The organism is Allorhizobium paknamense, from assembly GCF_030815125.1.
Taxonomy (GTDB): Bacteria; Pseudomonadota; Alphaproteobacteria; order Rhizobiales; family Rhizobiaceae; genus Allorhizobium; species Allorhizobium paknamense.
Genome location: NZ_JAUSWH010000031.1, coordinates 17883 through 29470, shown reverse-complemented (window position 1 = coordinate 29470; position 11588 = coordinate 17883). Strand labels below are relative to the sequence as shown.

The 11588-nt window shown below is 58.3% G+C and carries 10 protein-coding genes and 1 other RNA gene; 5 read left to right on the top strand and 6 right to left on the bottom strand.

Annotated features, from left to right (window positions below; translation table 11 throughout):
• Positions 1 to 182: 182 nt before the first annotated feature.
• Together nudC and QO005_RS23610 are read right to left on the bottom strand one after the other, a co-directional pair.
• On the bottom strand, positions 183 to 1142 hold the full coding sequence (nudC, locus tag QO005_RS23615) for an NAD(+) diphosphatase (protein ID WP_307160467.1): 960 nt from the start codon (positions 1140 to 1142) through the stop codon (positions 183 to 185).
• Positions 1139 to 1546, bottom strand: coding sequence for an HIT family protein (locus QO005_RS23610; protein ID WP_307160465.1), 408 nt, complete (start codon positions 1544 to 1546; stop codon positions 1139 to 1141). Before QO005_RS23610 ends, nudC begins: the two co-directional genes overlap by 4 nt.
• Positions 1547 to 1647: 101 nt before the next feature.
• Between QO005_RS23610 and ffs the strand changes: the two genes are divergently transcribed.
• From ffs to QO005_RS23595, 3 genes are all read left to right on the top strand, one after another.
• An RNA gene (gene ffs, locus QO005_RS23605) (signal recognition particle sRNA small type) lies at positions 1648 to 1744 on the top strand.
• 55 nt (positions 1745 to 1799) lie between these two features.
• Complete coding sequence (locus QO005_RS23600) at positions 1800 to 3662, top strand: DNA polymerase III subunit gamma/tau (protein WP_307160464.1); 1863 nt, start codon at positions 1800 to 1802, stop codon at positions 3660 to 3662.
• A gap of 29 nt (positions 3663 to 3691) precedes the next feature.
• A complete protein-coding gene (locus tag QO005_RS23595; protein ID WP_307160463.1) occupies positions 3692 to 4015 on the top strand; it encodes a YbaB/EbfC family nucleoid-associated protein in 324 nt (107 codons plus the stop codon).
• 339 nt (positions 4016 to 4354) lie between these two features.
• Here QO005_RS23595 and QO005_RS23590 read toward each other — a convergent pair whose 3' ends face one another.
• From QO005_RS23590 to QO005_RS23580, 3 genes are all read right to left on the bottom strand, one after another.
• Positions 4355 to 5656, bottom strand: a complete 1302-nt coding sequence (locus QO005_RS23590) for an O-antigen ligase family protein (protein WP_307160462.1) — start codon at positions 5654 to 5656, stop codon at positions 4355 to 4357.
• 120 nt (positions 5657 to 5776) lie between these two features.
• Complete coding sequence (locus QO005_RS23585; RefSeq protein ID WP_307160461.1) at positions 5777 to 7045, bottom strand: polysaccharide biosynthesis/export family protein; 1269 nt, start codon at positions 7043 to 7045, stop codon at positions 5777 to 5779.
• A gap of 329 nt (positions 7046 to 7374) precedes the next feature.
• Positions 7375 to 8052 carry a sugar transferase gene (locus tag QO005_RS23580; RefSeq protein WP_307160460.1) on the bottom strand — a complete coding sequence of 226 codons (678 nt, stop codon included), beginning with the start codon at positions 8050 to 8052 and terminating at the stop codon, positions 7375 to 7377.
• A 782-nt stretch (positions 8053 to 8834) separates the two neighbouring features.
• Between QO005_RS23580 and QO005_RS23575 the strand changes: the two genes are divergently transcribed.
• On the top strand, positions 8835 to 9131 hold the full coding sequence (locus QO005_RS23575) for an exopolysaccharide production repressor protein (protein WP_307160459.1): 297 nt from the start codon (positions 8835 to 8837) through the stop codon (positions 9129 to 9131).
• Between the two features lie 245 nt (positions 9132 to 9376).
• Entirely contained in the window at positions 9377 to 10390 is a 1014-nt protein-coding gene (locus tag QO005_RS23570) for a glycosyltransferase family 2 protein (protein WP_307160458.1), read from the top strand.
• Here the strand turns inward: QO005_RS23570 and QO005_RS23565 are convergent.
• Positions 10381 to 11325 carry a polysaccharide pyruvyl transferase family protein gene (locus QO005_RS23565; protein WP_307160457.1) on the bottom strand — a complete coding sequence of 315 codons (945 nt, stop codon included), beginning with the start codon at positions 11323 to 11325 and terminating at the stop codon, positions 10381 to 10383. The two genes, QO005_RS23570 and QO005_RS23565, sit on opposite strands and share 10 nt — an antisense overlap.
• Between the last annotated feature and the right edge of the window lie 263 nt (positions 11326 to 11588).

Genomic DNA, 11588 nt, shown 5'->3' with positions numbered 1-11588 from the left:
TCATAACCTGAAGGCCGCAGGTTCAAATCCTGCCCCCGCAACCAATTCCAAACATAAATCAATTACCGCTCCCATCAGGGGGCGGTTTCGGCGTTTTAAGGCCGGAAAACACAAACAAAGTAATCCTGGACCTGAGGTAAGGTGGCGCAGCTGCAGATGTGCAGAATGTACCCTCTCTAAGGCTATACGCACCAATCCAGCCAATCGACCATCAGACGATGTGCAATGGTTCCCCGTGCAGGGGCCTTCGGGCCATCCGATGTCAAATCGATCATCGCCCTGATCTCGTCGCGGGAAAACCAGCGGCAATCCGCCAGCTCGTTCTCGTCGCGCTGGATGTCGAAGCTCAAGGCCTCGGCATAGCAGCCGATCATCAATTGGTGCGGCATGGGCCAGGGTTGTGAGGCATGGTAGCGTACGCGGCCAATGGTGATGCCGGATTCCTCATAGGTTTCCCGCCGTACGGCGTTTTCGATCGTTTCTGCTGGTTCCACGAAGCCAGCCAGGCAGGAATACATGCCCTCTGGAAAATGCCCGCCGCGCCCCAGCAGGCACCGGTCATTCGCCTCATCGATCGTCATCATGATGACCACGGGATCGGTGCGGGGGAAGGAGACACGGCCGCAAGCAGGGCATTCGCGTCTATAGCCGCCGATCCGCGCTTCCATCGGCTGGCCGCAACTGCCGCAGAAGCGGTTTTCGGCATTCCAGTGCAGAAGGCTGAAGCCTTGAGCGGCCTCTCCGAGCAATTCCGGGTCAAGCTCTGCCTCGCGAAACAGTTCACGACCGGAAAGCAGCTTATAGCCCTCGCCGATCTTATCTTGGGCAATGCCGAGCGGCAGGGCAATGCGTGGCTCGCCACTTGGGCGACGGCCGAGAAGCACGGCATTGTCGAGGTCAGGATCCAGCCCTGCCAGTTCATAGGCTGCGAAAAGCGGGTCCAGCACCTGTTCTTCATGCTTCAGCAGGATCTTGTTGCCGACATAGGCCAGCACATGCATGCCTTCCACCTTGAAGGCCTCCGAAAGGCTTTCCTCCGAACGATGTTCGGCATACCGCTCCAGCCCGTTTCCGGCAAAGGCGGTGAGTACACTTGCCTCGCCATGCGGGGCGCTGCTGTCGAAAAGCGATTTCGTCATTATAGCACAGCCTTCTGCAATTCTGCCTTCAACGCCTCGAAGGCTTGTGGTTCGTATGGAACAGCCTGGCCGAAGCCCCAGATTGGCCCGGGCCAATTGGCATCGCCCTCGAAGCGCGCCACGACATGTACATGCAGTTGACGTACCATATTGCCAATGGCGGCGACATTGATCTTGGTGGCGCCGGTCATCGCCTTGAGCGCGGCACCGATTCTGGCCTGTTCGCGCGCCAGTTCCATCTGGTCTTCCGGTGAAAGGTCGAAAATTTCGCTGACATTGACGCGTTGCGGTACGAGGATCAGCCAGGGCCAGCGGCTATCCTTCGCCAGCCGCAGATCGGACAGCGTCAATGTCTGAATGGAAACGCTGTCGCGCTCCAGCCTCTCGTCCAGAATGAAGTGGGGCAAGCGTGTTTCTCCCGGGATTCTTTTCGCCATCTCATCCATCTCTAGCAGTTTTTTCAAGCCGTGACTTGCATTTGCCCGGAAGATTGCCGATATGGACTGTGGGAGGTTGGTGGTGGACGAGCCACTCGCCAACCGGGTCAGGTCCGGAAGGAAGCAGCCCTAACGAGCCCGGCTTGGGTCATCGTTCCAGCCTCCCACCTCTCTTCCCTTTTTGAGAGCCTTGTTCGAAAACCACGGGGACGCTGGCACCGCGATGAGCGAATTCGAGCCGACAGCCAAGGCTGATGCCACCCCCGGCGGATACCGGGTTCTGGCCCGTAAATACCGCCCCAGGGATTTTACGGATCTGATGGTCGGCCAGGAGCCGATGGTCCGGACCCTGACCAACGCCTTCGAGACCGGTCGTATCGCGCAGGCCTACATGCTGACCGGCGTGCGCGGGGTGGGCAAAACCACAACGGCGCGCATTTTGGCTCGCGCGCTGAACTACAAGACCGCCGATATCGACCGCCCAACTATAGACCTGAAGATTCCCGGCGAGCATTGCCAAGCGATCATGGAAGGCCGTCATGTCGACGTGATCGAAATGGATGCCGCCTCCCATACCGGTATCGATGACATTCGCGAAATCATCGAGCAGGTGCGCTACCGCCCTGTCTCGGCGCGCTATAAGGTCTATATCATCGATGAAGTGCACATGCTGTCGACCGCGGCCTTTAACGGCTTGCTGAAGACGCTGGAAGAGCCGCCGGAACATGTGAAATTCATCTTCGCCACCACCGAAATTCGCAAGGTTCCGATCACGGTCCTGTCCCGCTGCCAGCGCTTTGATCTGCGCCGCATCAGCGCGGGTGATCTCGTCGGACTGTTCTCCACCATCTTGTCGAAGGAAGGCATCGAGGCCGAGGCGGAAGCCCTGTCGATGATCGCGCGCGCGGCGGAAGGGTCGGCGCGTGACGGCCTTTCCCTGCTCGATCAGGCCATTGCCCATGGCGGCGGCCGCGTGGAGAGCGATGCCGTCCGCGCTATGCTTGGCCTTGCCGACCGCGCCCGCATTGTCGATCTCTTCGGCCATGTGGTGAAGGGCGATGTGGCTGCGGCATTGGCGGAATTCGCCAGCCAGTATGAGGCGGGCGCCAACCCGACGGTTGTGCTCACCGATCTGGCTGATTTTACCCATCTGGTGACACGGCTCAAATATGTCCCGAATGGCGCGAACGATCCCTCGCTGAGTGAAGTGGAGCGGGTGCGAGGTTCGGAGTTTGCCGAGGGCGTCGCGGTGACGACGCTGTCGCGGATCTGGCAGATGCTGCTCAAGGGCATTCCCGAGGTGGAAAACGCCTCCCGCCCCATGGGGGCTGCCGAAATGGTGCTGATCCGCCTTGCGCATGCCGCGCATCTGCCCTCGCCGGAAGAGGCAGCGCGGCGGCTCCTGGAGATGAGCCGCGATGGCGGCAGCGGTCAGGCGGCACCCGCGCCGCGTGGCGGCAATGGTGGCGGCGCATCCATGGCCTATGCCACGCAGGCAGTGGCACGGAGCGATGCTCAACCGCGGCCGCAGGGGCAGCCGCAGCCCACCGCGCATTTGCAGGCCGTGCCCAGTTCGCCGCAATCCGAAACCGTGGCACGGCGTGAGCCGCAGGCCCAGCCGCAAGTCCAGCCGAAGGTGAGGATTGCCTCGCTGGAGGATATCTCTGACCTCTGCACGAAGAACCGCGATCCGCGCCTGAAGGCCTTGCTACGGGCCTATGTGCGGCTTGTGAATGTCGAGCCGGGACGGCTGGAAATCAACCTGCCGCCGGATGCGCCGAAAACCATTGTCGGCGATCTGCAGCGCCGGCTTGAGGAATGGACCGAAATCCGCTGGATGGTCATTTTGAGCCGCGAGGCCGGTGGACCGACCCTTGCCGAGCAGGAAAAGAGCGACCACGAAGCCCGCATGACCGATGCGGCGGCGGATCCCGATGTCATGGCGATTTTGTCCCGCTTTCCTGGCGCCAAAATTACCGACGTGCGCATTCGCGCCGTTCAGGAAGAGGCGGAGGAACTCGCCCCGCCTGCCGTGGCCGAATCCGCCGAGGGCGATATTCTGCCGGGCGACGATATCGAGTTCTGACCGATATTTTGAATAAATAGGAGACAAAGATGCGCGACATCATGGGCATGATGGGCAAGGTCAAGGAAATGCAGGCCAAGATGGAGAAGATGCAGGAAGAAATTGCTGCATTGGAAGTCGAGGGCAAATCCGGCGGCGGTCTCGTCACCGTGGTCATGACCGGCAAGGGCGAGTTGCGCAGCCTCAAGATTGACCCCTCGCTCTTCAAGGAAGACGAGGTGGAAATCCTGGAGGACCTGATCGTTGCTGCCCATAAGGATGCCAAGGACAAGGCCGAAGCCGTCATGGCGGAAAAGACCAAGGCTATGACCGCCGGCCTGCCGATCCCGCCCGGCTTCAAGCTGCCGTTCTGAGATTGCGTGGATACCTTCCGGGCATCAGCGTGTCGCGCAAGTGACCTGTGATGTGGCGCAACATATTTAGAGCATTTCCAGGAAAAGTGGGAACCGGTTTTTCGCCCGGAAATGCGTTAAAACAAAGAGTTAGAGCATTTCAGTGTTTCCGTGAAACACTGAAATGCTCTAAATACAAAGCTTGAAAAGGCCGATCCGATAGATGTCAGATCGGCCTTTCGTTTATGGCAATCTGGCAGGCCTACAGCGCTGTGCTCCATATATGGAGCACAAAGGTTCGCTGTAGCGCTTTAAATCTGCTGTATAATTTTATCCTCAAATCGATTCCGATCTAAGGAATTATGCAGTCGTGCGTTCGAACGCGGCGTCATGATCATAGACCCGCCGACGGCCCCGGCCTCGGCTGCGACCGGCGGCAATCGTGACCGGCATCCGATTCAGGGCAAGCCTGCCGATGATGAAATAGAGCAGGAACGAGCCGACCTGATAGGCGGCGAGCGTGTCGATTTCCACGAAGGAGCGGATAAGCAGCAGCAGGGCCAGTCCGAACAACAGGCCTGCTTCCGGATCATGCGCGTTTGACAGCAGGCGTTTGAGATTGCCGAAGACGGCTGTCAGCATCAGCATGCACAGGTTCAGCAATCCCACGATGCCGAGTTCCACGGTCGTTTCGATATAGGTATTGTGGAAATGGAAGCCGTTGCGGGACTGGATGAAGAATTCCGCCCAAAGCCGCTCCGCCTCCGAAAAGCCCTGGACCCAATAGGCCTGGTAGCCCATGCCGAGAATGGGATTGAGCTTGGCAGCCTCCAGGCCCTGCGCCCAGAGATAGGTACGGCCCGTCAGCGTCGTATCCTTGCCGAAGGCTCCGAGGATCAGGGCAAAGCCGCCGCCATAGATAAAGGCGAAAGCTGCGACGATGCCGAAGAACGCACCACCGGCAAACAGCACCACGCGATGGCGGGGGGAAAGCCATGTCACGGCCTTGAGGATAACTGACGCCCCGATAATGACAATGACGGTGAGAACCGATGTGGCGGATTCGGAGGCGAACAGGCAATAGGCCGCCATCAGGCAGACGACGCCGTAGACCGGCAACAGCAGCAGGGTCCAGTCACGCTGGATGAACAGAGAGGCAAAGACGAAATAGATGCCGAGGGAGGCGAAGAAGCCGAGCTGGTTTTTGGATTCGAACGCGCCGACGAAGCTGAAGGACCCATCCAGCGCATCGGCGATATAGTGGCCGAAGGCCAGCGAATAGGCGAGCACCAGGCCTGTACCGAAAATCGCGCCTCGGGTGAAATTGTGCATGCTGACCACACGTACGGCCAGCAGGGCGCAAAAGATGTGGGTCAGATACTGGATGGAGGAGCGCAACGTCGTGGGCGGCGCCGCTGACCAGAAGGTGGATACGAAAGCCAGGATGGCGAAGCTGTAGATCCAGAAAAAGCGCCGGTAATCGCCAAGCACCCGGCGGTAATTGACCAGCAGCGGCAGGAACCAGAGCCCGTAGAACACGAGAATGGAAATAGAGCCTATGCGGGCCGAGTAGGCAAAGATGAACAACGACAACGCCGTCGCTGCCATCACGTAAAGCCCGTTGGCATTGGGATCGACGATAAGGGCTTTGGGAATGCGCATCCACACCTCATACCAGGACACGAAGATGCGGTCGCGTCCTCACCCTGAAAGCTTGCGGCAAACCCTGATCGGCACGCCGTCGCAAAGGAATACCAGATGTCCTGGCGAATGTCCCCGCTATCAGCGCATGGCGGGACGATCGAGCTTCACATTCACCTTCACCACATCGCCCGGCAGGACCTTGGTGTTTTCATCCACAGCCGTCTCGGTGGCCTTGCCATCCTTCTCGCGCACGATGGAATAAGCCACATTGATCTGATCGTCCGGACCCTTGGTCGCGGCACTTTCCGCCGATTGCAGCAGGGCTTCCGCCATCAGGCCGCGATTGGTGGAGAGCTTCAGGTCGATCTCATCAAGCTGGGCTTCGGTATCCTGCAATTCCTGGGCAAGCTGCGCGTCCCAGTCGTTCTTGGTGGTCTTCTCGTCCTGAACGGCCTGGTTCAGGTCCTGCTTGGCCTTGAGCGTCGAGGTATCGATATCCAGCAGGTTGGATTGCAGATCCGATACCTGCTGTTCGGCCGAGAGCTTGCGGGAACTGAGCGCCAGACCCTGTTCGCTGAGGCTGTTGACCTTGTCGCGATCCTCCTCGACCAGCTTGAGCTGGCGGGTCTGGGTTTCGGACTTCTTGCCGAAGGCTTCGATCTGGGTGTTCAAAAGGCTCTTCAGGTCGGCGAGCGAGGACAATTGCGCCTGCAATTTCGCGCCGCGCGAATTCATGATCGCCTTTTCCGAATCGAGCAACTGGTTGAGATCCGGGATGTTCTTGAAATTATCCGGGATCTCGATCGCGGTCTTGCCCTGCATTTCCGCCACCAGCCTTAGCCTGCGCACCAGAAGGCGGTTCCGCTCGGCAATCAGCACGTCGCCGTCGCCCTTGGCCTGGAGAAAGTCGCGGGCGAAACGCTGGCCGGCATCGGCGCGGCGCAGGCCGCCTGCAACGCTCACCGCTTTCAGCACGGTCATGCCGGGGGCGTAGGGAAACTGACCGGGTGTCTGCACGGCGCCCATCATGAAGATCGGCCGGTATTCGGCGATTTCCACCGAGGCCGAGGGACGGTCGCGCAGACCGAAAAGCTGCTGCATGCGCTTGCCGATATCTTCGGAGACGTCCTCTGTCGTGCGACCGGCTGCGGACAGTTCTCCGAGGAAGGGAATGGAAACCTTGCCGGATGCGCCAATGGCGTAATCGCCGCTGACGGCGGTCCAGTCCCGCACAGCGCCCTCCGCCGTCTGCCATTCCGCCACGCGAACCCTGAGCTTGTCCATGACGCCGAGATGATACTCGTCAGCATGGGCCAGCCCTGCCAGCGGCAGGGAGAGGGAAAATGCCAGTGCGACCGAGAGGGCACGGCCGCCGAGACGGGAGAGGGAGGTACGGTCAGCCTGCATGGCTTCTCCTGTGATCCTTCGACAAGCACATCATCGGAACTGCTTTTGGAGACAAGCACGAGGTACGATGATCTGCCGACACTATGTCTGCTTTCAGTTCCATCCGCTACAGCGCCGTGCGCGCTATATGGCGCACAAAGGTTCGCTGTAGCACTTTAAATCTGCTGCGTAATTTTCACCTTAAATCGATCTCGATCTAAGGAATTATGCAGTAAACACGATTTTGGTCAAAGCTGGTTGACCTTTTTTACGCGTTTTCCCGGAAGGCGCTTGCCGCGCCGTTCCGGAGCTGGATCTGACAGAACCTAATCTTGAATACGGGCAGCGCCTTAATAGCTGCCGCGGGACAGGCACACGGCGGGAACGGTCTTGATCATGATCATGACGTCCTTCACCAGAGACCAGTTCTTCACATACTGCGTATCCATGGCAACCCGGGTTGCGTAGGAGACATCGTTGCGACCGCTCACCTGCCACAGGCCGGTGAGACCGGGGCGGGTCTGCAGATAATAATGCGCGGCGGCCTCGTACATTTCCAATTCGTCTTCAACAACCGGACGCGGGCCGACAATGCTCATCTCGCCACGAACGATGTTGAAAAGCTGCGGCAGTTCATCGAGGCTGAGCTTGCGCAGGACGGAGCCGACAACGGTCACGCGCGGATCGTTCTGAAGCTTGCGCGTCGTGCGCCATTCTTCGTAGGCTTCCGGATTGTTACGAAGATAATCCTGGAGCACCTTGTCGCCATTCTGCACCATGGTGCGGAACTTCAGGCAATGAAAATGCTGGCCGTTATGACCGACCCGGCGATGGCCGTAGAAAACAGATCCGCCGTCCGTGAGCTTCACAAGGGCGGCGATCAAAAGGAAAAGCGGGCTGAACAGCACAAGCGCCATGCAGGCGATCAGGATATCGAGACTGCGCTTGGATATTCCCCCCACCGGCTGGGTGCCGGCTGCGATCGATGTAAAATACGGCGTGCTGGCCGATCTGGTCGCGGACTTCATAGAGGTAACTCCATTGACGTGGGCGATTGCTCCGGTCCCGAGGGACGCTGGTTGACTGGCCCTAGTGTGTGTTGAGAATGTGTCGTTAGCAATCCCACCCCGATCAAAACCTTCCAGCCATCGGAATGATAGAAATTACGCCATATGTTCAGTCAATAATAAATTTGGAGTATATTTCGAGGTGGCGCTGTCATTACATCGTCATCTATTTCGATGTTCCCATGTAATTCTTGTTAACCTTCCCATTAACGGAATCTTTTCTATTTTATTTTTACACGGGCTGAGGCAAGTTATCACATAATTGCCCCATTTTGGCAAAACATTCGTAACGGTCTCCAAGACCAATGCCCCACTTATTGCATTGCGTCATTATATTGCGACGCACATATTTTTATCGATATGTGCTAATGTTGTAACAATTTGTGATCCAAATCCATCAAAGTTTCGGCATTTCGGCAACCTCAAACTCATAATTCGAGCCCTCCGAAGGGCAAAATTAAATCGATTTCATTGCCGCGCGCTGTTGTGAGGTCCGGATGAGTCTCTCGGCGCAACCCTGCGAAATGCTTAGAATTTCCTTAATTCTGCGCAAAAAATTGAGACATTTGTGTAACGAACCTGAAAGTCCTTGCCGCTATAAGACCAAAGAGAACTGTGCAAATGCGTCGGAACCGCTGTCGCAGATTGAAAGACCAAGGCGCTGACTCTATATTCATAGGGCCTTGGAGGAGAAGGCGACGGACATGATTCATGCAATGTCTAACCGGGAGGAGGCTCGGTCGATGAAAGCGCCCAAAGTTTTTTTCAGTATGATTGGCGCTTTGGTGATCTTCGCGCTCATCACTTACTATCTGACCGGTTCCATCGGTTCCACCGCGCTGAAAACCGTACTTTGCGCCGTTCTTATTCAGGTGGGCTATTTCTGTGCCATGCTCTACCTGGTGTATCGCGAATCGCAGGCGCGCAAGGCGAAGGGTCGCGTCATGGCTGCGGGTGTCGTGCGTGAGGATGGTGTGCGGGAAAGCAAGGCTGTGACCTCCCTTCAGGACGGTTCTCACGGCGTTTTGCGAAATCACTGAGCATTCCCTCTTTTCTCCCGGTCGCTTTTCGGCCAAAATCCGCGAACATGCTGATGGGCGAAGCTTTGTCTTGCTTGTCACGTGGTGCGCTGGCACCGAAATGCGGTGTCAGAGGTCGATATTGGAGCAAGAGTGGTCGCAGGACATATGATCATAGCCGGAACGAAAGCTCCGGATAATCTTGCTCCCGCACGAATGTGCTCGAGGCCCGGGAACGGCTTCGAACAGAAGTACGGGAGTACGCAATGACGGGAAGTTCCACCGTATGCGTCATCATCGCTGCCAAGAATGCCGCGGCGACCATTGGCAGGGCTGTTCGGTCTGCTCTGGCGGAGCCGCAGACCGCCGAAGTCGTCGTCGTGGATGATGGCTCGACGGACGGAACCGGTGCTGAGGCTCTTGCCGCAGACGATGGCAGCGGTCGTCTGAACATCATTCGCTTTGAAACCAATCGCGGTCCGGCCGCAGCGCGCAACCGCGCCATCGAGGCTTCCAAAGCGCCCCTGATTGCCATTCTCGATTCGGACGACTTCTTCCTGCCGGGCCGGTTTGCCCAGATGATGGCCGAGGACAACTGGGATTTCATTGCCGACAATATCGTTTTCGTGAAGGAAGAGAGCGTTGCCCAGGTTTCGACCGGCGTCGGACGTTTCCGGCGCGAAGCGCGAATGCTGGATCTCGAGGATTTCATTCTGGGCAATATTTCCCGGCGCGGAGAGCAGCGCGGCGAGATCGGCTTCCTCAAGCCCGTGATGCGGCGCGATTTCCTGGAGCGCCACGGGCTGCGCTATAACGAAAAGCTGCGTCTGGGAGAAGATTACGACCTCTATGCCCGCGCACTCGTGGCCGGTGCGCGCTACAAGATCATTCATAGCTGTGGCTATGGCGCGGTGGTGCGTCATGATTCGCTGAGCGGCAAACACCGCACCGACGATCTGAAACGCCTTTACGAGGCCGATCAGGCGATCCTTGGCACCGACGGCCTGACAGAGCGCCAGCGCGACCTGCTGTTGCAGCACGAGCGCCATATTCGCGACCGCTACGAACTGCGGCATTTCCTGGATCTGAAGAACAATGATGGGGCGCTTGCGGCGATTGCCTACGCGCTCAGCCATCCCCAGGCCGTTCCGGCCATTGTCGGCGGTATTGCCGCCGACAAGAAGGAAGCCTTTATCGGCTCAAAAGCCCCGACCCCGCAGCCCACCACCGGCTCGCTGCGCTTTCTTTTGCCGGTGATGACGGAAGCCGATCAGAGATAGTCCTGGCGGATGCCGTCTATCACCTCGAGGAAGCGCGCTTTGCGCGCTGCAAGCGTGCTGTCGCTGCTCAGTTGCGGCTTTTGTTTCACAGCCTGGCGAAGACCGAGAACGGCTGGCACGGCCAGGGCCTGCTTGGCGATCTGCCGCAGACCGCCCTGCTCGGCCACTGGCGCCGGTGCGGTCGTGGGCGCTGCGTGGTGACCTGTCTGAGTGGCGCTCTCTTCCGGTGCTGCAAACCCCATGCCCCAGAACCGCGCGTTCTTCATCTTCGCTTCCGCACGGGTCGACACCGGGATCTTGTGCGGGCGATAGGTTACGCCAAGGCTTTCAGCCCAATCGTTCCATTTGAAGCTGTTGATGGCGGAAGAGGTGCTGACCGCCACCCACGGCACACGGAAAGCATCGGCCAGAATGGCGCCATGCATGGATTCGGCAATGATCAGGTCGGACTGCGCGATTTCCCGGATCACGAACTTCGCTTCACCGCAGGGGTCGATGTAGTGCATGCCCGCCATTTTCGCTGCGAAAGCCCAGACGCCGGAAATCGCCGATTCCCAATGGGGCACGAAGCTGACAGCATGGCGCTTTCCAAGGCCCTGGAATTCAGGCATCTCGGCGACCATCACTGCTGGATCGACCACGCCCTTTTCCGGCGGCAGGCCGAGCTTTGCCGCAGTTTTCGGCCCGCGCACCGAGCGGATGTCCCATTCCCGGGGATTGCTCATGTCGGGCAGATTGCCATAACCGAAGCCGCTGCCAATCACCAGCTTGTGCTGCTCACGGGGCAGAAGCTGATCGTTCAGCACGGTCCCAACACCCACCAGCAGCGTTTCCGCATGCACATCCCTCAGGCCCGGCAGCAGAAAATCCCAGAGCCAGAGATTGAGGTCGTCGCCAAAGTTTCCGTGGCTGGATTCCCAGTAAAAAGGCTTCATGTCTGATGGTTCCAAATGGTCTTGACGGCGATGGCGGAAATTCTGTCCCGAAGGCTCTTGCCGCAATGCAGCAATTCCCTTTATATCAGGGGATTATTAGCATTACGCAAGAGCCTCGTTTGGGATGACGGAGAAGATGTGCGGCCTGATCCGGTCTGGCGTCGACCAAATTCGGGTGGATTGCCTCACAGGCACGATCGCTTCATGCCGCGCCATTCTCATGGAGCAAGGGCTGCGATAGAGACGATCTCAACAATGCCCTG

Excerpts from the sequence above, each read along its gene's own strand:
- QO005_RS23600 (WP_307160464.1), top strand. The coding sequence starts at position 1,800 with ATGAGCGAATTCGAGCCGACAGCCAAGGCTGATGCCACCCCCGGCGGA.
- QO005_RS23595 (WP_307160463.1), top strand. The coding sequence starts at position 3,692 with ATGCGCGACATCATGGGCATGATGGGCAAGGTCAAGGAAATGCAGGCC.
- QO005_RS23590 (WP_307160462.1), bottom strand. The coding sequence starts at position 5,656 with ATGCGCATTCCCAAAGCCCTTATCGTCGATCCCAATGCCAACGGGCTT.
- QO005_RS23585 (WP_307160461.1), bottom strand. The coding sequence starts at position 7,045 with ATGCAGGCTGACCGTACCTCCCTCTCCCGTCTCGGCGGCCGTGCCCTC.
- QO005_RS23580 (WP_307160460.1), bottom strand. The coding sequence starts at position 8,052 with ATGAAGTCCGCGACCAGATCGGCCAGCACGCCGTATTTTACATCGATC.
- QO005_RS23575 (WP_307160459.1), top strand. The coding sequence starts at position 8,835 with ATGAAAGCGCCCAAAGTTTTTTTCAGTATGATTGGCGCTTTGGTGATC.
- QO005_RS23570 (WP_307160458.1), top strand. The coding sequence starts at position 9,377 with ATGACGGGAAGTTCCACCGTATGCGTCATCATCGCTGCCAAGAATGCC.
- QO005_RS23565 (WP_307160457.1), bottom strand. The coding sequence starts at position 11,325 with ATGAAGCCTTTTTACTGGGAATCCAGCCACGGAAACTTTGGCGACGAC.